Consider the following 19,589-nt stretch of genomic DNA (forward strand, 5'->3'; position numbering starts at 1 on the left):
CACCGCAACCCCCCACCCCCCAATCCCCCTTTCGGGTTTCGATCGTTGGGCTTTCCGGGCATGCCGTCCACCGTCCGTACAGGCTGGTGACCCCACCCGCACACCCGGAGGACAGCCATGAGCAGCCCCCCGCCCCTCGCCGGAGGACCCCAAGGCCCCGACGCCCTGCGGCCGCTGCTCGCCACGGTCCTCGACGCGCTCGCGGCGGGCGCCGAGGCCCGCGGCGGCCCGCTGCCGCCCGGCGGCCCGGAGGCGGTGGCGGCGAGGGTCAGGGAGGCGGCGGGCGACCTCCTGCCGGAACGGGGCACCGGCGCGGAGGAGGCGCTGCGCGCGCTCGTGGGCGCGGTGGGGGAGGGCGCGGCAGACCCCGCCGACCCCCTGTGCGCGGCCCACCTGCACTGCCCACCCCTGGCCGTCGCGGTGGCGGCGGACCTCGCCGCGTCCGCCCTGAACCCGTCCATGGACTCCTGGGACCAGGCCCCCGCCGCGTCGGCCCTGGAAGCACTCCTCACCGAGGCGATCACCACCGAGGTCCACGGCGACGGCGGCGACGCCCTCATCACCACCGGCGGCACCGAGTCCAACCAGCTCGCCCTGCTCCTGGCCCGCGAACGAGCAGCCGCCCACGGCCACCCCGTGCACCTCCTCGTCGGCGCCAACGCCCACCACTCACTGCGCCGCGCCGCCTGGCTCCTCGGCCTCCCCGAGCCCGTGACCGTGCCCGCGCCCGCAGGCGTCCTCGACCCCGCCGCCCTCGACGAGGCCCTCACCGAACTCCCCGGCCAGCGCGGCCACTTCCTCGTCGCCGCCACCGCGGGCACCACCGACGCCGGCCTCATCGACCCGCTCACCGACATCGCCGACCTGTGCGCCACCCACGGCGCCCGCCTGCACGTCGACGCCGCCTACGGCGCGGGCCTGCTCTTCAGCGACACCCGCAGAACCAAGCTGCACGGCCTCGACCGCGCCGACAGCGTCGCCCTCGACCTGCACAAACTCGGCTGGCAACCGGCCGCAGCCGGACTCCTCACCGTCCGGGACCGCGCCGACACCGCCGCCCTCCGCCACCGCGCCGACTACCTGAACGCCGACGACGACACCGAAGCCGGACTGCCCGACCTCCTCGGCCGCTCCCTGCGCACCACCCGCCGCCCCGACGCCCTGAAGATCGCCGTCACCCTGAAGGCCCTGGGCCGCACCGGACTCGGTGACCTGGTCGACCAAGTCTGCGACCATGCCAGGGAGTTCGCCGACCTCGTCGCCGACCACCCCGGCTTCGAGCTGTACGACAAACCGGCCATCAGCACCGTCCTGTTCCGGCCCACCGACGCCGACGACGACCACATCGCCCACATCCGGAGGAAACTCCTCATCGACGGCACCGCCGTCCTCGGCCGCGCCCAGCTCGACGGCCGCCGCTGGCTCAAAGTCACGCTGCTCAACCCGCACACCCGCCCCGAAGACCTCGCGGCCCTGCTCACGCTCGTGGAAGGAACCACTCCCCGATGACGGCGACGCCCGAACTGCCCGACCGACCGCCCCAGGCACCCACCGCCCCCAGCGCACCCCGCGACCTGGTCGGCATCGGCATCGGCCCGTTCAACCTCTCCCTCGCCGCCCTCGCCCAACCCCTGGACGGCCTCGACGCCGCCTTCTACGAACAACGACCCTCCTTCCACTGGCACCCCGGCCTCCTCATCGACGGCGCCACCCTCCAAGTCCCCTTCCTCGCCGACCTGGTGACCCTCGCCGACCCCGCCAACCCCTGGTCGTTCCTCAGCTACCTGCGCGCCCGCGACCGCCTCTTCCCCTTCTACTTCGCCGAGCGCTTCCACATCCAGCGCGCCGAGTACGACGCCTACTGCCGCTGGGTCAGCGAGAACCTGCCCGCACTCCACTTCGGCCACCAGATCGACGCCGTCCGCTGGAACCCCGAACGGAACCTCTTCGAAGTCGACTTCACCCAACTCGACTCCGAAGGCGAAGCCGAAGCACTCGGCCGCACCCACGCCCGCAACATCGCCATCGGCGTCGGCACCGCCCCCTACGTACCCGAACCCCTCAGGCCCCTCGCCGACGCCCCCACCGTCCCCGTCATCCACGCCGCCGACTACCTCCTGCACCGCGACCGCTTCCTCACCGCCGACCACATCACCGTCATCGGCTCAGGACAGTCCGGCGCCGAAGTCTTCCTCGACCTGCTCCGGCACCGCCCACCCGGCGCCGAACGACTCCACTGGCTGGCCCGCACCCCCGCCTTCGCCCCCATGGAGTACTCCAAACTCGGCCTGGAACACTTCACCCCCGACTACACCCGCTACTTCCACGCCCTGCCCGAACCCGTCCGCGACCGCCTCGTCCCCGGCCAGTGGCAACTCCACAAAGGCATCGACGCCGACACCATCGCCGCCATCCACGACGAGCTGTACCAGCGCACCCTCCACGGCGGCTGGCCCGACGCCGTCCTCACCCCCGGCGTCGCCGTCCGCACCGCAGGCCGCGTCGGCGCCACCCGCGTCGAACTCCACCTGGAACACCTCGAACAAGGCAGCCGCTCCCGCATCACCACCGACGCCGTCATCCTCGCCACCGGCTACAAGGAACGCCCCCTCGACCAACTCCTCGCCGGCCTCGACCCCTACATGCGCCGCGACTCCTCCGAACGCCCCCGCATCGACGAGCAGTACCGCCTCGTCCTCGACCCCTCCATCACCGGCACCGGGGCATCCGTCTACGTCCAGAACGCCGAACGCCACACCCACGGCGTCGGCGCCCCCGACCTCGGCCTCGCCGCCTGGCGCAGCGCCACCATCCTCAACACCCTCACCGGCAAGAACCCCTACCCCCTGCCCGACCGCACCGCCTTCACCAGCTTCGGCCTCGCCGACCCCCACCCCCGCACCCCGGACCGGCCCACCACCACGACCCACCCCAACCTCGTACGCCTCAAGAACTGACACCCCGCCGCCCCACCCCGGGCGCGCCCGACTCCCCGAGCGCGCCCACCGGCGCCACCACCCGCCGCGACCGGGGACACGACCACACAGCCACACCCCCGGCCACCGACGCGTCCAGCGGATGCGACGCCGGATGATCCGGACACTCCGGCCACGTCGCGGGCAGCAACTGCGCGGCCAGCGCCTCCACCGCCCAGTCCTTCACCTGCTCCGCGAGACTCGCCACCTGCTCGGCGGCCGCGGCACCCTCCGGCACCGAGACCCCCACCCCCGAACCATCGGCCTCATAGAGCACGACCAGCGGCTCGTCGTCGAAGTCCAACTCCTCACGGACAATCGGCTGCACCACACACGTCGCCCTCAGATCGCGCTCCACGACAGCCAGCGCCACGGCCAGTTCCTCGTTCATACGGCCGAGGCTAGCCTCGGGCTTTCACGCGGCAGGTGTCCGGTGAGTGATCAGAAACGCGAAGAGCGCTCCTGACCAGCAACGATGGAACTTGGCAAGGTGCCAGGTCGTCGCATGAAAGAAGCACTCTCCGGGGTGGACAGGGTGCTAACAGCGGTACTGGCGCCATGGCGCGAACCACGGATGGTGCTCGACCCGGGCAAGGTCCTGCTTGATGTAGCGCTCGCGGTCGCACTGGGCGGTGACTGCCTTACAGGCGCCGGTCTGCTGTATTTCGAGAGTGCGCTTCAGTAACCTGCGGCAAGTTGCACAGCGGCGGCGGCGCCGGCCAGGTAGGCCGACGCCATGGCGGCCGCCATGGACGGCGGGACCGAGGTGGCCGCATCCCCGGCCGCGTACAGCCCGGAGACACCGGTCCGGAACATTGCGTCCACCTTGATCGCCTCGACACTGAGCATCTCGTCCGGTTCGGTCAGGGACGCTCCAAGGTCGCGGGCCAGCGTGGAGCGCTGGTAGAGAGTCGTCTTGACCAACAGCGCACCGATGGGGAGTTCTCCGCCGTCGGCGAATACCACGGCCCGCAACTCGGCCCCCGGCCCATCGAGACCGTTGATCGGCCGCTCGTCGAGGCCCACTCCGCCGACGGCCAATTGCTCGCGGTGCTGGTCGGTCAGCTCGCTGCCGTTGGTCAGCAGCGTGATCCGATCGCTCCAGGCACGGAGGTTCAGCGCTCCGTGCACGCCGACCGCGCCGACCGCAAGAACACCCATGGGGCGATCGCTGACTTCCCAGCCGTGGCAGAACGGACAGTGGAAGACCGAATGACCCCAGCGCTCGTTCATGCCGGGCAGCGATGGGTAGCGGTAGTCCATTCCTGGGGCCAGGACCATGCTCCGGGCTCGCTCACGACGGCCGTCGCTGAGGGTCACAGTGAAGCTTCCGTCGTCCTCCTGCACACCATGGGCGACCTCGCCCTGGCACAGCTCGACGGACGGGTAGGCCATAAGTTCCGCGCGCCCTGCGGCATAGAACTCAGCGGGAGGGCGTCGATCGTGCCCGAGCAGGCCTCCGATAGCCGCGGCGGCGAGGTTGCTCTGTCGGCCGGCGTCGATGACCAGGGTGCTTCGCCGGGCCCGGGCGAGTGTGAGCGCGGCACTCATCCCGGCGGCTCCCGCGCCGACCACGATGCAATCCCTCATGCCGGTGTCGTTTCGTGTCATGACACTCACAGAACCAGCTGCTGAGGTGCGCGGACATACACAGTTGGTGCGGCTGAATACGAGCTTGTACGGCGCATAGAATCGAGCGGGTGGACATGATCAGTCAGGCGATCACCAGCCTCCGGGTCGGACGTGGAACCGTCCGACGATTCCGGCAATCGGGTTCGTGGGGTATGCGGTACTCCGGCTTGACCGGGAGCGGTTTCCACGTGGTCCTCCGGGGCAGCGGCTGGCTCATCGCCGTTGACGCGCCGCCCGTCGCACTCCGGCCGGGCGATGTCGTCCTGATCACGTCCGGAGCAGACCACGGGCTCAGCTACGCTCCGTGTGCGCTCCGCGGGCTGCCACAGGTGGTGTTGAGCCTGGACCAGCCGGTTTCCGGCCCCGCCGACTTCGAGTTCCTCTGCGGCGCCTACCGGCTGGACCATGGTCAGGTGCACCCGTACCTCGGGGCGATGCCGGACCTGCTCGTGGTGTCTCCCGACTATGAGCGGTTCCCGGCGTTGCGATCGGTCGTCAGCCTGCTCGACGACGATGCGTCGCAAGCACGGACGGGTACGGAGGTGACGCGGTCGGCGATACTCGATCTGATGCTCATTCACGTCCTGCGTCAATGGATGGAGGATGAAAGCTCGAAGGGCCGGCCCGCGACTTCCGACCCGGCTATCGCTGCCGTCCTGCACACGATCCACAACAGTCCGCAGACGCAGTGGACGGTTTCGCAACTCGGCGAGACTGTGGGCATGTCCCGGACGGCGTTCACAAGACACTTCACGTCAGTGGTCGGCAAGCCACCCATGACGTATCTGAGGGACTGGCGACTCAGTTGTGCCGCGCGCCTGCTTCGAGAAACCGACGCATCATTGGCCGCGATAGCCCGGCAGATCGGCTACTCAACGGAATTCGCTTTTGCAGGGGCGTTCCGTCGCGAGTACGGCGTCTCACCGGGTCGGTTCCGGCACCGTGAACAAGGCACCCCATCAGCAATCCAGCGGGAGATGACGATGAGCATCACGCAGAGTCACACGGCAGGGGCGTCCGGTGGGTGATCAGAAACGCGAAGCGTGCTCCTGACCTGTATCGATGGGACTTGTCCAGGGTCCAGGTTGTCATGAAAGGAGCACTCTCTAGGTGAAAAAGCGTCCCGGGTCCTACCCGCGTGTCCGCGTCGAGAGCGGTGGCCGCGGGGTGGTGTCCCAGGCCGGCGGTGTGCTGCTGGTCGAGACGATCCGCAAGTCCGGTCTGGATCAGGCGGTATCGGCGGCACTGTCACCGTGGCGCAAGCCGCAGGCGGTGCATGATCCGGGCAAGGTCCTGCTGGATGTGGCGCTCGCGGTCGCGCTGGGTGGGGACTGCCTGGCAGACGTGGGCCTGCTGCGGGCCGAACCGTCGGTGTTCGGGCCAGTGGCTTCCGACCCCACGGTGTCCCGGCTGATCGACGCGCTGGCAGCGGGCGGGAAGAGCGCGCTGACCGCACTGCGGCAAGCCCGCGCTCAAGTCCGTGAATACGTATGGACGTTGGCCGGTGACGCGGCACCGGACACGACGGGGCAGGTGGTCGTGGACCTGGACGGGGTGCTCGTCATCGCGCATTCCGAGAAGCAGGACGCGGCCGCCACCTGGAAGAAGACCTTCGGCCACCATCCGCTGATGGGGTTCGTCGACCACGGCCGAGGCGGGTCCGGGGAGCCAGTGGCCGGGCTGCTGCGGCCCGGGAACGCGGGCAGTAACACCGCGGCCGACCACATCGAAGCCGCCCGCCTCGCCCTGAAGCAGCTGCCAGCGAAGTACCGACGAGGACGGCAGACGCTGGTCCGCACCGACTCGGGTGGGGGCACCCACGAATTCGTCGATTGGCTGTCGGCCCGCGGCCGGTGGCTGTCGTACTCGGTCGGTATGACCATCACCGACGCTATCCACGCCGCCGTGCTGAAGGTCCCGGCATCGGCCTGGACGCCGGCCGCCGAACCCGACGGCGAGATCCGTGACGGCGCCTGGGTCGCCGAACTCGACGGCGATTGCCTGACCGGCTGGCCCAACGGGATGCGGCTGATCGTCCGCAAGGAACGGCCGCACCCCGGCGCCCAGTTGCGTTTCACCGACGCCGACGGCATGCGCCTGACCTGCTTCGCCACCAACACCAAGAACGTCGCCATCGCCGCACTCGAACTGCGCCACCGCCAGCGCGCGAGGGCCGAGGACCGCATCCGCGCCGCCCGCGCCACCGGCCTGCGCAACCTCCCCCTGCACGACGCCGCACAGAACCAGATCTGGCTGGAGATCGTCCAGATCGCCCTCGACCTGCTCGCCTGGATGCCCATGCTCGCTCTGGCCGGCCCCGCCCGGCTGTGGGAGCCCAAACGTCTGCGTCTGCGGCTGTTCTCCATCGCTGCCCAGTTGGTCGCCACAGGAAGGCGCCGCATCCTCCGGCTCGCGAAGCACTGGCCCTGGACCAACCTGATCACCGACGCCGTGGCACGACTCGAAGCCCTCCCCAGCCCCGGCTGACCAGTACTTTCTCGTCCCTGCGAGCAGTACCACCCCACCGGAGCCGTGGAACCCGGCGCCCACCCGACGCGACTGCGGGGCCGATGTCGTGCCCGAAACCCGCAGCACAGACAGAATCAGCCCGCCAGATGAACCGGCGAGCTGTCGTGAAAGCCCGATGCTAGACCTCAGAACACCGGAGCGCCCTCACGGGTCAGCCGCCACCCCACCGACGCGAACTCCGCCGGATCCACCGTGCCCTTCGCCTTCACCCACGAAATGATCGTGTTGCGGATCTCGTCGGAATTCGCCCACACCTGCTTACCCGCCGCCACATGCGGGAAATTGCCGCCACCACTCGCCCGGTAGTTGTTCACCGCGAGCACGAACTCCGCCTTCGGGTCCAGGTCCTTGCCGTCGAATCGCAGTTTCGTGATCCGGGACCCGACCGGCTGCGCGATGTCTATCTCGTACGTCACCCCGTACAGCGCGTCGTAGTTGTAGTCCGGAATGGCATCCGCATTCGTCAGCTTCGCCGGATTCACCGGCGCACCCACCGCCGTCCGCACGTAATAGCGCGCCGAGAACTCCAGATAGTCCTTCAACTGCGCACCCGTGATCAGCCGCGCCTCAAGGGTGTTCTCGAACGGATACAGGCCCGCCGCGTCCCGGATCGTCACCTCACCCGCCGGGATCTTCGCCGTCCGCGAGAAACAGGACGCCTGCGAGAGGACCGGCAGCTTCGCGTACGCGCCACCCGCGAGCGCCGCCCGCACCGTCTCCGCCTGCACATGGTTGATCAGGTCGATGATCGCGACGTCCTTGTACGGGCCCTCGGCCGTGCTCATCGCCTCCTTGGAGGTGCCGATGACCTGGTTCACGTACGCCACGACCTTCTTGTGCTCGTCCCCGAGCAGCCGCGTGATCCGCCGGTCCTCCGCCACCGCGTTGGAGTTCAGGACCTTCGCCCCCGCCTTCACCACCCGCCAGCGGCCCTTCGACCACTCCACGTCGAAGTCGAACAACGTCAGCCGCTGCCCCCACTTCAACGGCTCGGACAGCACCACCTTCTTGCCCGTCTTCTTGTTCTCCACCAAATACTCGGGAATCTCCGTGTGCGCGTGCCCCACCAGAATCGCGTCGATCCCCGGCACCTGCTCCGCCACCAACGCCGCCGCGTTCTCGATGTACGGCAACTGATCCCCGTACGACGACGTACCACTCGACCCCGAATGCGCCGACACGATCACCACATCCGCACCCATCGAACGCAGCCGCGGCACCCACTTCGCCGCCTGCTCCTCAAGACCCGGGAACGTCATCTTCCCCTGCACATTCGCCTTGTCCCAGATCGCGATCCCCGGATTCGTCAGACCGAGCACCGCAACCCGCACATCACGGCCGTGCGGAGTCCACAGACGATGCATGCTGTACGGCGCGAACGCCGGCCGCTGCGTCTTCGCGTCCAACGCGTTCGCCCCCAGCAGCGGGAAGTCACACTGCTGCTCGAACTTCCGCAGCACCGGAATGCCGTAGTTGAACTCATGATTGCCGAGCGCCGCCGCGTCATAGCCGATCGCGTTCATCGCCTGCGCCATCGGATGCACCGGACCCCGCGCCGCCGTGATCGGATCGACCTTCGCGTAGTAGTACGACAACTGCGTGCCCTGGATCGTGTCGCCCGCGTCGATCAGGAGCGTGTTGCGGCGGCCCTTCTCCTTACGGACCGCCGACACCAGCGTAGAGATCTTCGCCAGACCCACATCGTTGTGGTCCTTGTCGTCGAACTCCTTGTCCGTGAAGTAGTCCCAGTTGAAGACATTGCCGTGCAGATCCGTCGTCCCCATCACCGTGAACGAGTAACGCCGCGGCCGCTTGCCCGGACGAGCCGCACCCGGCACCACGGCCGCATCGGCCGCATCGGCCGCTTCGGCCGCCTCGGCCAGGGGGGCCGCCACCCCACCCGCGAGCGCCACCCCCGCACCCGTCGCAGCGGACCGCCCCAGGAACTTCCTGCGGTTCAGTGGCATCTCGGCTTCCTCCAACACGTCGTACGACAACAACGAACAGTGGTAACGCGCGTAGATTCTGACCTGCCCGACCCGCTCGCGACAGACCCGCCAGGTTTCGATCCGATGACTGTCCGCCACCCGCCACCGATGCGAGAGTGGGCCCATGACCACCGACGAACCCCAGCAGAGCGTCCCCTACGGCACCCCCGAAGCCCCCCGCCTCGCCGTCCGCGGCGAAGCCCACCTCGAAGTCGACCCCGAGATCGCCCGCATCGGCATCACCGTCAGCGCCCGCGGCACCGACCGCCGCGATGCCCTCGCCGACCTCACCCGCCGCAACACCACCGTCATCGACCTCGTCAAGACCTACGGCGAAGCCGTCGAACGCGTCGAGACCGGCTCCTTCTCCATCACCCCCGAACTCACCAAACGCGGCAAAGGCGAACGCGTCCGCACCTACCACGGCCGCGTCCACATCACCGCCGAACTCAGCGACTTCACCGCCCTCGGCGAACTCACCACCCGCATCGCCGACCTGGACCTCACCCACGTCGACGGCCCCTGGTGGTCCCTGCGCCCCGACTCACCCTCCCACCGCCGCGCCCGCCAGGAAGCCGTCAAGGAAGCCGTCCAGCGCGCCCGCGAGTACGCCGAAGCCCTCGGCACCGCCCTCGCCGCCCTCGTCGAGATCGCCGACATCGGCGCCGACAACGCCCCCTACCCCCCCTTCGGCGGCGGCCCCGCCGCCCCCGGCATGGCCCGCGCCGCCTACGGCGGCGCCCCCGAAGCCGCCGCCCCCCTCGACCTCGAACCCCAACGCCAGACCGTCTACGCCCAGGTCAATGCGCGCTTCACGATGAACCCTCCACGACTCTGAGCAACCGCAACCATCGCAACTGTGACCGCACGACGCCCCGTTGACCTCTGAACGCGCTCATCAGAGCAGGCGCGCGCACACTTCAACACTTGTCAAGACCCTTTCATGCAAAGGACGTTGAGTAGTCACCCACGGCCAAACCTCTACCCACCAGTAAGGCCTAGGCTCGACCCATGCGCCGAGCGAAAATCGTTTGCACCCTGGGACCCGCCACCGACACCTACGACCAGATCAAGGCCCTGGTCGAAGCCGGAATGGACGTGGCACGCTTCAACCTCAGCCACGGCACCTACGCCGACCACGAGGAGCGCTACCAGCGCGTGCGCAAGGCCGCCGACGAGCTCGGCCGCAGCGTCGGCATCCTCGCCGACCTTCAAGGCCCGAAGATTCGCCTCGGCCGCTTCCACGAAGGACCCGTACTCCTCGAGCGCGGCGACGAGTTCACCATCACCGTCGAACCCGACACCCAGGGTGACCGCCAGCTCTGCGGCACCACCTACGCCGGCCTCGCCGAAGACGTCACCCCCGGCGAACGCATCCTCGTCGACGACGGCAAAGTCACCCTCGAAGTCACCGCCGTCGAAGGCCCCCGCGTCACCACCACCGTCATCGAAGGCGGCATGGTCTCCGACCACAAGGGCCTCAACCTCCCCGGCGTCGCTGTCTCCGTCCCCGCACTCTCCGACAAGGACGAAGCCGACCTCCGCTGGGCCCTGAACACCGGCTTCGACGTCATCGCCCTCTCCTTCGTCCGCAGCGGACGCGACATCGAAGACGTCCACCGCATCATGGACGAGGAGAACCGCCGCCTCCCCGTCATCGCCAAAGTCGAAAAACCCCAAGCCGTCGACAACATCGACGACATCGTCGCCGCCTTCGACGGCATCATGGTCGCCCGCGGCGACCTCGGCGTCGAAATGCCCCTGGAACAAGTCCCCATCGTCCAGAAGCGCGCCGTCAAACTCGCCAAGCGCAACGCCAAACCCGTCATCGTCGCCACCCAGATGCTCGACTCGATGATCGACAACTCCCGGCCCACCCGCGCCGAAGCCTCCGACGTCGCCAACGCCGTCATCGACGGCACCGACGCCGTGATGCTCTCCGGCGAGACCAGCGTCGGCAAATACCCCATCGAAACCGTCCGCACCATGGCCCGCATCGTCGAAGCGGCCGAAGAAGACATCCTCGCCAAGGGCCTGCCACCCCTCACCGAACGCAGCAAGCCCCGCACCCAGGGCGGCGCCGTCGCCCGCGCCGCCGCCGAGATGGGCGACTTCCTCGGCGCCAAGTTCCTCGTCGCCTTCACCCAGTCCGGCGACACCGTCCGCCGCCTCTCCCGCTACCGCTCCCCGATCCCCCTCCTCGCCTTCACCCCCGTCGCCGCCACCCGCTCCCAGCTCAACCTCACCTGGGGCGTCGAGACCTTCCTCGGCCCCCACGTCGAGTCCACCGACGCGATGGTCCAGCAGGTCGACGAGCACCTCCTGAAGATCGGCCGCTGCCAGAAGGGCGACATGGTCGTCATCACGGCGGGCTCACCCCCCGGCGTGGCGGGCTCCACCAACCTGGTCCGCATCCACCGCATCGGCGAGGACGACGGCGCCCAGTAGGCGCCCGCTCTCAGTACTTGGGGCCGACGTGGGCGTCCATGAGGGCCACGGAGGCCTTGCGGGCGACAGAGATGTTGTACGCGTTGCCTTGGCGGGTGCAGTGCGTCCAGGCGACCCCGAGTTTGTCGAGGGTGTCGGTGTAGAGCTGACGGATGTCGTCGGACTTGTTGGTGAAGAAGTACCGGGGGTACTCGTAGCGCTTGCGCTCGCTGCCGATGAGCCGGGTGGTCCAGTTCGTGAGGCGGCAGCCGTCGGAGTGGATGAGCCCCCGGATGAAGTCCCACGGGTGAGCGTCGACGATCTCCTGCTGCCAGGGTTCGAGGGCGATGACGCGGTCGTGCTTTTTGCCGGGGCTGTGCTGGGGGAACAGGCAGGGCCAGTGTTTGCTGCATGCAGTGACTGCGACGTAGCCCTGTCGCTGGACGCGGAACACCTTGTTGTCAGGGCGTACAGAGCGCACCGCTTCCTCGCACGCCTGGATTAGCCCAGGCCAGGCGTCGGCGCAGGCGACTCGTAGGAAGGGCACGCCGTTCGGCAGCGTACTGACGCACCCGTCGCCGAGGTAAAGGCCCAGGAGGTACGAATACGCCAGCTCATCCAATGGCGCTTCGTCACACCGTGGGCACTTCGGACTGGGCCTGCCCGGGCATTCGCCGCGTAAGGACCGGTCGACATGGAGCCACTTACCGATGGTGCCCACGGGGATGTTCAGTTGGCGAGCGACATCCGCGTTCCTGGCGCCCCCGCGCAACAAGGTCAGCGCATTTTGTCGCGCCTCTGTGCTGTGATTGACCATGGGGCCACTCTGTGCGACTGATCGTGGCCCTGCGTAGCAAAAGGCGGAGGTTCACGAGAACGTGAACCTCCGCCTTAGCGAAATTGTGCCCGGTGTGGGATTCGAACCCACATGCCGCGATGGGCACGGTGGTTTGAGCACCGCGAGTATGACCAGTTCCTCCAACCGGGCTGGTTGTGAAGCTGCAGGGAAGCATACCGGGTCACCGCACAGCGCCGCAGCTAGGTACCCTGACGAGGCAGTGCACCTGCCATGAACGAGGAGCCCCCGTGACCACCCCCGAGTCGCCCGAGCCCGCTGACGTGTCCGACGAGCAGTCGCACGTGCCGCCGCTGACGACCCGCGTCGTCATCGCCGAGGACGAGGCCCTGATCCGGCTCGACCTCAAGGAGATGCTGGAGGAGGAGGGCTACACCGTCGTCGGTGAGGCCGGTGACGGTGAGAAGGCCATCGAGCTGGCCCGTGAGCACAAGCCGGACCTCGTGATCCTGGACGTGAAGATGCCCGTCCTCGACGGGATCTCCGCGGCGGAGAAGATCGCCGAGGAGTCCATCGCGCCGGTGCTCATGCTCACCGCGTTCTCGCAGCGGGACCTCGTCGAGCGGGCCCGCGACGCCGGTGCCATGGCGTACCTGGTGAAGCCGTTCAGCAAGAGCGACGTGGTGCCGGCCATCGAGATGGCGGTGTCCCGGTTCACGGAGCTGAAGGCGCTGGAGCAGGAGGTCGCGGACCTCACGCAGCGCCTGGAGACCCGCAAGCTGGTGGATCGGGCGAAGTCGATTCTCCAGACGGAGTACGGCCTGACGGAGCCCGCCGCGTTCCGCTGGATCCAGAAGACGTCGATGGACCGCCGCCTGTCGATGCAGCAGGTGGCTGAGGCGGTCATCGAGGACGCGGAAGAGAAGAAGGCGGCCAAGGGCTAAGCCCCGTAAGGGGCGCGGGGAACTGCGCGACCAGCCCCCACCGGCGCACAGCCAAAGAACGCACAAGGAGGGCGGTCACCCCGACACCGGGGTGACCGCCCTCTTCGCTGCTCAGGGCCCAGGGGCCAGGTCAGTCCTCGCCTAGGTACGCCTTGCGTACCGACTCGTCGTGCAGCAGGTCCTGCCCCGTACCGGAGAGGACGATGTTGCCGACCTCCATGACGTGACCTTGGTCGGCGAGGGACAGCGCGGCCTGGGCGTTCTGCTCGACGAGCAGGATGGTGGTGCCTTGGGCCTTGAGTTCGCTGATGGTCTGCATGATCTTCTGCATCATGATCGGCGAGAGTCCCATGGAGGGTTCGTCGAGCATGAGGAGTTTGGGCCGGGACATCAGGGCGCGCCCCATGGCGAGCATCTGCTGCTCGCCGCCGGAGAGGGTGCCAGCGGCTTGCTTGCGGCGTTCTCCGAGGATGGGGAAGAGGTCGTAGGCGCGCTGGATGTCCTTCTCGATGCCTGCCTTGTCGTCGCGGAGGTAGGCGCCGAGTTGGAGGTTCTCGGTGATGGTGAGCCGGGGGAAGATGTGCCGGCCTTCGGGGGAGTGGGCGAGGCCGAGTGCGACGATCTTGTGGGCGGGGATGCCGTTGAGCGGCTGCCCGTCGAACATGATCTTTCCGGCGAGTGGTTTGAGGAGGCCGGAGAGGGTGCGCAGGGTGGTGGTCTTGCCGGCGCCGTTGGTGCCGATGAGGGTGACGACCTGCCCGGCTTCGACGCTGAAGGAGATGCCCTTGACGGCTTCGATCTTGCCGTAGGCGACCCTGAGGTCCTCGACCTCTAGCAGTGTGGTCACAGGCTTTTTCCTTCCGAACCGGTGGTGCTGGTACCGGAGTTGCCGGTCCCGGTGGCGCCTGGTGTGTCGCTGGGCGCGTCGTCGGGTGCGGCCGCGGCTTCGGCTTCTGCCTCGGCTGCTTCGACCTCGGCGACTTCTGCCGCGCCGGGGGCGCCTTCGAAGGGGGTGCCGAGGTAGGCGGCGACGACGCGTTCGTCGGCCTGGACGGTTTCGGAGGTGCCTTCGACGAGTTTCTCGCCTTGGACGAGGACGGCGACGCGGTCGCAGAGGTTGAAGATGAACCGCATGTCGTGCTCGATGACGAGGACGGCGATGCCTTGGTCGCGGATGGCGAAGACGAGTTCTTCGGCGGCCCGGGTTTCTTGCGGGTTCATGCCCGCGGTGGGTTCGTCGAGGAGGAGGAGTCCGGGTTCGCTGGCGAGTGCGCGGGCGATTTCGAGCTTGCGTTGTTCGCCGTAGGGGAGGTTGCGGGAGAGGTGGTCGGCCTTGTGGGCGAGGCCGATGAATTCCAGGAGTTCCATGGCCCTGGCGTGGGAGGCGGCTTCGGCTTTCTTGAAGCCGGGGCCGCGCAGCAGCGCCGACCAGAGGCCTTCCTTGGTCCTCGTGTGCCGCCCCACCAGCACGTTCTCCAGGACGGTCATGTTGGCGAAGAGCCGGATGTTCTGGAAGGTGCGGGCGATGCCGGCGTCGGTGACGAGGTGGGGTTTGGCGGGCAGGACGGTGCCCTTGTAGGAGACCTTGCCTTCGGTGGGGACGTAGAGGCCGGTGAGGCAGTTGAAGAAGGTGGTTTTTCCGGCGCCGTTGGGTCCGATGAGGCCGACGATTTCGCCGCTGTTGACGGTGAGGTCGACGGAGCGTACGGCGGTGAGGCCGCCGAAGCGCATGGTGACGCCGCTGGCTTCGAGGACGGTGGTGGTGGTTGTGGTGGTCATGGTGGTCACGCCCCCGCCTTGCTGGCGCCGACGGTTCCTTCGGGCAGTTTCTGCTGGTCGGGTACGTCGAGTTGGTCGGTCTCGTGGTATTCGAGCTGTGCGCGCTTGTTGGCGACGAGGCCTTCGGGCCGGAAGCGCATGAGCAGGATGAGCGCGAGGCCGAACAGCAGGAGCTGGTAGTCCTCGAGGAATTGGAGTTTGGCCGGGATGAGGTAGAGCAGGGCCGCGCCGATGAGGGGTCCGCTGATGGTGCCCATGCCGCCGAGGATGACGGCGGCGAGGAGGAAGGCGGAGTTCGGGGGCACGGTGTTGGCGAAGAGGTATTGCTCGGGGGTGATGCTGTAGGAGACGTGTGCCTGGACGGTGCCGGCGAATCCGGCGAGGGTGGCGCCGAGGGCGAAGGCGATGAGTTTGACGCGGAAGCCGTTGATGCCCATGGCGGTGGCGGCGGTCTCGTCTTCGCGGATGGCGACCCAGGCGCGGCCGATGCGGGATTCCCCGGAGCGGCGGAAGACGAGGACGACGACGGCGGTGAAGAAGAGCATCAGCAGGTAGTAGTTGGCGGGCCTGCTGAGGGTGAAGCCGAGGACTTCGTGTTCGATGCCGAGGTTCCAGCCGAAGATTTCCAGGTCGGGGATGTTGGGGATGCCTTGGGCGCCGTTGGTGAGGTCGGGGCCTGCGCTGCCGTTGAGGTTGTTCATGGTGATGCGGAAGATCTCGCCGAAGCCGAGGGTGACGATGGCGAGGTAGTCGCCGCGCAGTCGCAGGGTGGGGGCGCCGATGACGATGCCGAAGACGAGGGATGCGGCGGCGCCGGTGAGGACGGCGGCCCAGAAGGGGAATTTGACGTCGAAGGTGGAGGCGGGGGACCCGGAGACGAGGGCGGCGGTGTAGGCGCCGACGCCGAGGAAGGCGACGTATCCGAGGTCGAGGAGTCCGGCGAGGCCGACGACGACGTTCAGGCCGAGTGCGACGGTGGCGAAGATGAGGATGTTGACGCCGATGAGGGCGTAGCTCGCGTCGCTCTGGGTGAAGGGGAACATGGCCGCGGCGATGATCGCGGCGGTGAGGGTGACGTTGCGGTGTTTGGCGGTGAGCGCGTTGAGCCGGGGGATGAGGCCTGCCCGGTTGAGTGCGGTGGCGCCGAAGACGGTGGTGATGAGGAAGCCGATGAAGAGTTCGGAGTAGGCCTCGATGCCGTAGGCGAAGACGTAGAGGCCGATGCCGAAGGAGGCGGCGATGATGAGGATCTCGACCCAGTCCGGGAGGGTTTTGGCGCGTTTGGGCGCGGGTGCCTTGAGGCTGGCGCGGAGGCGTTCCCAGGGGTTGTGGTGGGGTTCGTCGGCGGGCAGGTCGGAGGGGAGTCCGAGGGCGCCGATGGTGGCGATGAGTGCGCCGATGCCGGAGATCCAGGCGCCGGGTTCGAGGTTGACGATGCCGCCGAGGTGTTCGGCGATGGCGCCCATGGTGTAGCCGGTGGAGCCGAGGACGCCGAGGCTGAGCAGGACGACGGGGCTGTTGGTGCCGCCGGGGGTGAGCCAGCCGAGGCCGCGGATGCCGTGGCCGGAGAGGGCGAAGAGCAGGGTGAGGGCGGCGCCGACGAGGGTGATGATCTGGAGGCCGCCGGGGTAGCCGGTGACGGTGAGGTCGCCGGGGAAGGCGGTGGTCCAGGTCCAGGCGAGGAAGGTGCCGATGAGGGCGGCGGCGGATCCGGCGTAGACGGCGATGCGGGCGATGTGGGGCGGGATGGGGAGGGTGGAGGTGGGGAGTGCGGCGGGGGTCTTGGCTGTGCCGCCGTTGTTCCCCGTGCCTCCCGGGTTCCCGGAGTTCTTGGTGGTGTTGGTGGTCATGGGTATCACGCCCGATCCGCGACGCGTTCGCCGAGTAGGCCTTGGGGCCTCAGGAGCAGGACGAGGATGAGGAGGGCGAAGGCCCACACGTCCTTCCAGGCGCCGCCGCCGAACTGTTCCATGCCGGGTACGTCGGCCATGTAGCCGGTGGCGAGGGCTTCGGCGACGCCGAGGACGATGCCGCCGAGCATGGCGCCGTAGATGTTGCCGATGCCGCCGAGTACGGCTGCGGTGAAGGCTTTGAGGCCCATGATGAAGCCCATTTTGAAGCCGACCTGGCCGTTGTGGAGGCCGTAGCCGACGGCTGCGACGGCGGCGAACGCGGCGCCGATGGCGAAGGCCATGACGATGATGCGGTCGGTGTTGATGCCCATGAGCTTGGCGGTGTCGGGGTCCTGGGCGGTGGCCTGCATGCCGCGGCCGGTGCGGGTCTTGTTGACGTAGTAGGCGAGGGCGACCATGCACAGGGGTGCGGCGAGGATGAGGAAGAAGTCGCCGCGTTGGATGTCGGCGCCGAAGATGTGCACGGGGTCGCCGCTGAACTGCGGGAATGTGCGGTCCTTCTTGGCTTCGGGGTACCACTTCCAGATGGCCTGCTGGAGCAGGATGGACAGGCCGATGGCGGTGATGAGGGGTGCCAGGCGTGGGGCGCCGCGCAGGGGTCGGTAGGCGAAGCGTTCCGCTGCGGTGCCGACGGCGACGGAGCATATGACGCCGCCGATGATCATGAGTGGGATCGCGGCGAGCAGCGAGAATCCCTCGGGGAGCCACAGGGAGACGGTCAGGGCGCCGAAGCCGCCGACCATGAAGATCTCGCCGTGGGCGAAGTTGATGAGCTGGACGATTCCGTAGACCATCGTGTAGCCGATCGCGATGAGACCGTACATCGCGCCGAGGATGAGTCCATTGGCCAGCTGTTGCGGCAGTTCGTTCACCGCAGGGCCTCCGTTGGTTCGGATATGGCACCGCGCGGGAGCGCTGGTAGCGCTTCCCGCGCGGTCTTTGTCAATGGGTGTGCGTGGGATTTACCGGGGCTTGTAGGCCTCGCTGAACTTCGACTCCCACTTGTTGTTCTTGATCTCGTACGCGGTCATCATCGTGTTCGTGGTGTCGCCGTACTCGTCGAAGGAGACGCTGCCGGTGACGCCGTCGAACTTGACCTTGCTCATGCTGGCGAGGACCTTTTCGCGGGCGTCGTCGGGGAGTTCTCCGTCATTCTCGGAGACGGCGAGTTTCACGGCTTCGATGAGCGCCCAGGTGGCGTCGTAGGTGCCGCCACCGTAGGTCTCCATGTTTTCCTTGTAGTTCTTGTTGTATTCCGCGATGTACTTCTTCGCTGAGGGGAGTTCCTCGACGGGGGCGCCGACGGAGGTGCCGAGGTCGCCTTCGGCCTTCTTGTTGAGCTTCGGGAACTCGTCGCTCTTCATGCCGTCGCCGCCCATGAAGGGGATGTCGGCGCCGGATTCCTTGATCTGCTGGCTGAGGGGAGCTGCGGCGGGGTACTCACCGCCGTAGTAGACGGCTTCGGCGCTGGTGCCCTTGACCTTGGAGGCGACGGACTTGAAGTCGCGGTCCTCGGGGTTGACGTGGTCCTGGCCGACGATCTTGCCGCCGAGGTCGGTGAAGGTGTCCTTGAAGGACGCGGCGAGGCCGGCGCCGTAGGTCTTCTGGTCGTCGATCAGATAGACCTTCTTGATCTTCGCCTTCTGGTACAGGTACTGCGCGGCGAACTGGCCCTGGACCTGGTCGGTGGTGGCGGTGCGGAAGAAGGTCTTGAACTGACGCTTCTTGTCGCCCTTCTTCCAGCCGTCGCCCTGGGTCAGCTCGGTGCCGGTGTTGGCGGGCGAGATCTGGGTGAGGTTGGCGTCGTTGAAGGGTTTCTGCATCGACTGGGAGACGCTGGAGTTCAGCGGGCCGATGACGCCGACGACGTCCTTGTTGCTGATGAACTTCTGCGCGTTCTGGCCGCCGACGGAGGGCTGGGCCTGGTCGTCGAGGGGCTGCAGCTTGAATTCGACGCCGTCGACCGTCTTCTCCTTGTTGGCGGTCTTGACGGCGAGCTCGGCGGAGTTGCGCATGCCGATGCCGAGCGCGGAGAGGTCGCCGGTGAGGGGGGCGTCGAAGCCGATGGTGACCGTGGTCTTGTCCCCGCCGCCGTTGTCGCCGGAGTCCTTGTCCTTGTCGCGCGACCCGCAGGCGGTGAGGGTCAGTGCCCCTGTGGTCAGCACCGTGGTGAGGATGAGCGCGGAACGGTTTCGCACGATGGGTCCTTTCCCTGGCGCGGTCCCCTCTGCGGAGGAGCCGTGAAGATCGCCGGGCCGTACTGGTGGTGGTACCGGGCCGTGCAATTCAGTTCGCGCCCGGCGGCGCGGTGACTGGCCGTGACTCTAAGGGGGCAATTGATCCAGGTGGAGTGGTCGAGCCAAGGCTGTGACGCTCTTGTTATGCCACGGAGTATTCCGCGCTGGAACGCAGGGGTCGGTTGTGGCGGAATCTGCACGCTTCGGCAGATGTCGCCCCTGGAAATCGGCAGGACCGTTAAGTGGTTTCACTCATGACAGCCGTGTTCGGGGGGTATGCGGAGCCGAACGCCCGGAAATGATCTTTTGCGGTGCGCGGTGTGCTTCCCGCGGGTCGCGAGCGGATTGCGCGCGCATTACGCAGCGTTA

General features: G+C 67.8%; 16 protein-coding genes, 1 tRNA gene and 1 pseudogene. 8 read left to right on the forward strand and 10 right to left on the reverse strand.

Features of this window, described 5'->3' with window-relative positions:
- Window positions 1-117 precede the first annotated feature (117 nt).
- Together OO63_RS32105 and OO63_RS32110 are read left to right on the forward strand one after the other, a co-directional pair.
- Window positions 118-1,509 carry a pyridoxal phosphate-dependent decarboxylase family protein gene (locus tag OO63_RS32105; protein WP_031192653.1) on the forward strand — a complete coding sequence of 464 codons (1,392 nt, stop codon included), beginning with the start codon at window positions 118-120 and terminating at the stop codon, window positions 1,507-1,509.
- Complete coding sequence (locus OO63_RS32110) at window positions 1,506-2,957, forward strand: lysine N(6)-hydroxylase/L-ornithine N(5)-oxygenase family protein (RefSeq protein WP_033264667.1); 1,452 nt, start codon at window positions 1,506-1,508, stop codon at window positions 2,955-2,957. The genes OO63_RS32105 and OO63_RS32110 overlap by 4 nt, the downstream gene beginning before the upstream one ends.
- On the opposite strand, the gene OO63_RS32115 is transcribed toward OO63_RS32110, so the two are convergent.
- Window positions 2,947-3,366 carry a hypothetical protein gene (locus OO63_RS32115; RefSeq protein WP_030362903.1) on the reverse strand — a complete coding sequence of 140 codons (420 nt, stop codon included), beginning with the start codon at window positions 3,364-3,366 and terminating at the stop codon, window positions 2,947-2,949. The genes OO63_RS32110 and OO63_RS32115 overlap by 11 nt on opposite strands.
- 129 nt (window positions 3,367-3,495) lie before the next feature.
- On the opposite strand from OO63_RS32115, the pseudogene OO63_RS45020 reads away from it, so the two are divergent.
- A pseudogene (locus OO63_RS45020) lies at window positions 3,496-3,651 on the forward strand (IS1380 family transposase); the annotation flags it as partial.
- Between the two features lie 2 nt (window positions 3,652-3,653).
- On the opposite strand, the gene OO63_RS32120 reads toward OO63_RS45020, so the two are convergent.
- Window positions 3,654-4,586, reverse strand: a complete 933-nt coding sequence (locus OO63_RS32120; protein ID WP_234311417.1) for an NAD(P)/FAD-dependent oxidoreductase — start codon at window positions 4,584-4,586, stop codon at window positions 3,654-3,656.
- Window positions 4,587-4,681: 95 nt separating this feature from the next.
- Between OO63_RS32120 and OO63_RS32125 the strand changes: the two genes are divergently transcribed.
- Together OO63_RS32125 and OO63_RS32130 are read left to right on the forward strand one after the other, a co-directional pair.
- The gene (locus tag OO63_RS32125; RefSeq protein ID WP_106983517.1) at window positions 4,682-5,635 is read left to right on the forward strand and encodes an AraC family transcriptional regulator; all 954 of its coding nucleotides are present in this window, start codon (window positions 4,682-4,684) and stop codon (window positions 5,633-5,635) included.
- A gap of 82 nt (window positions 5,636-5,717) precedes the next feature.
- A complete protein-coding gene (locus OO63_RS32130; protein WP_030362906.1) occupies window positions 5,718-7,094 on the forward strand; it encodes an IS1380 family transposase in 1,377 nt (458 codons plus the stop codon).
- Between the two features lie 167 nt (window positions 7,095-7,261).
- On the opposite strand, the gene OO63_RS32135 is transcribed toward OO63_RS32130, so the two are convergent.
- Complete coding sequence (locus OO63_RS32135; protein WP_030362907.1) at window positions 7,262-9,103, reverse strand: bifunctional metallophosphatase/5'-nucleotidase; 1,842 nt, start codon at window positions 9,101-9,103, stop codon at window positions 7,262-7,264.
- A 145-nt stretch (window positions 9,104-9,248) separates the two neighbouring features.
- Here OO63_RS32135 and OO63_RS32140 point away from each other — a divergent pair, with 145 nt between their 5' ends.
- Both OO63_RS32140 and pyk read left to right on the forward strand, forming a co-directional pair.
- The gene (locus OO63_RS32140; RefSeq protein WP_030362908.1) at window positions 9,249-9,962 is read left to right on the forward strand and encodes an SIMPL domain-containing protein; all 714 of its coding nucleotides are present in this window, start codon (window positions 9,249-9,251) and stop codon (window positions 9,960-9,962) included.
- 173 nt (window positions 9,963-10,135) lie between these two features.
- Window positions 10,136-11,572, forward strand: a complete 1,437-nt coding sequence (pyk, locus tag OO63_RS32145) for a pyruvate kinase (protein ID WP_030362909.1) — start codon at window positions 10,136-10,138, stop codon at window positions 11,570-11,572.
- Between the two features lie 10 nt (window positions 11,573-11,582).
- Here pyk and OO63_RS32150 read toward each other — a convergent pair whose 3' ends face one another.
- The gene (locus tag OO63_RS32150; RefSeq protein WP_030362910.1) at window positions 11,583-12,368 is read right to left on the reverse strand and encodes a hypothetical protein; all 786 of its coding nucleotides are present in this window, start codon (window positions 12,366-12,368) and stop codon (window positions 11,583-11,585) included.
- 86 nt (window positions 12,369-12,454) lie between these two features.
- Window positions 12,455-12,539: transfer RNA gene (locus OO63_RS45680), tRNA-Leu, on the reverse strand.
- A 98-nt stretch (window positions 12,540-12,637) separates the two neighbouring features.
- On the opposite strand from OO63_RS45680, the gene OO63_RS32155 reads away from it, so the two are divergent.
- Window positions 12,638-13,291, forward strand: a complete 654-nt coding sequence (locus OO63_RS32155) for an ANTAR domain-containing response regulator (RefSeq protein WP_030362911.1) — start codon at window positions 12,638-12,640, stop codon at window positions 13,289-13,291.
- A gap of 130 nt (window positions 13,292-13,421) precedes the next feature.
- Here the strand turns inward: OO63_RS32155 and OO63_RS32160 are convergent, their stop codons facing one another.
- The 5 genes from OO63_RS32160 to OO63_RS32180 form a co-directional block, all read right to left on the reverse strand.
- Window positions 13,422-14,138: an ABC transporter ATP-binding protein gene (locus OO63_RS32160; protein WP_030362912.1), complete on the reverse strand. Its 717-nt coding sequence runs from the start codon at window positions 14,136-14,138 to the stop codon at window positions 13,422-13,424.
- A complete protein-coding gene (locus OO63_RS32165; RefSeq protein WP_030362913.1) occupies window positions 14,135-15,079 on the reverse strand; it encodes an ABC transporter ATP-binding protein in 945 nt (314 codons plus the stop codon). Before OO63_RS32165 ends, OO63_RS32160 begins: the two co-directional genes overlap by 4 nt.
- Window positions 15,076-16,920, reverse strand: coding sequence for a branched-chain amino acid ABC transporter permease (locus OO63_RS32170; protein ID WP_397622229.1), 1,845 nt, complete (start codon window positions 16,918-16,920; stop codon window positions 15,076-15,078). The genes OO63_RS32165 and OO63_RS32170 overlap by 4 nt, the downstream gene beginning before the upstream one ends.
- A 5-nt stretch (window positions 16,921-16,925) precedes the next feature.
- Window positions 16,926-17,855 (reverse strand): branched-chain amino acid ABC transporter permease, encoded by a 930-nt coding sequence (locus OO63_RS32175; RefSeq protein WP_030362915.1) that lies wholly within the window; start codon window positions 17,853-17,855, stop codon window positions 16,926-16,928.
- Window positions 17,856-17,945: 90 nt separating this feature from the next.
- The gene (locus tag OO63_RS32180; protein WP_030362916.1) at window positions 17,946-19,181 is read right to left on the reverse strand and encodes a branched-chain amino acid ABC transporter substrate-binding protein; all 1,236 of its coding nucleotides are present in this window, start codon (window positions 19,179-19,181) and stop codon (window positions 17,946-17,948) included.
- Window positions 19,182-19,589: the final 408 nt, after the last annotated feature.

Origin of the sequence: Streptomyces alboflavus, from assembly GCF_000716675.1 — a bacterium.
Taxonomy (GTDB): domain Bacteria; phylum Actinomycetota; class Actinomycetes; order Streptomycetales; family Streptomycetaceae; genus Streptomyces; species Streptomyces alboflavus.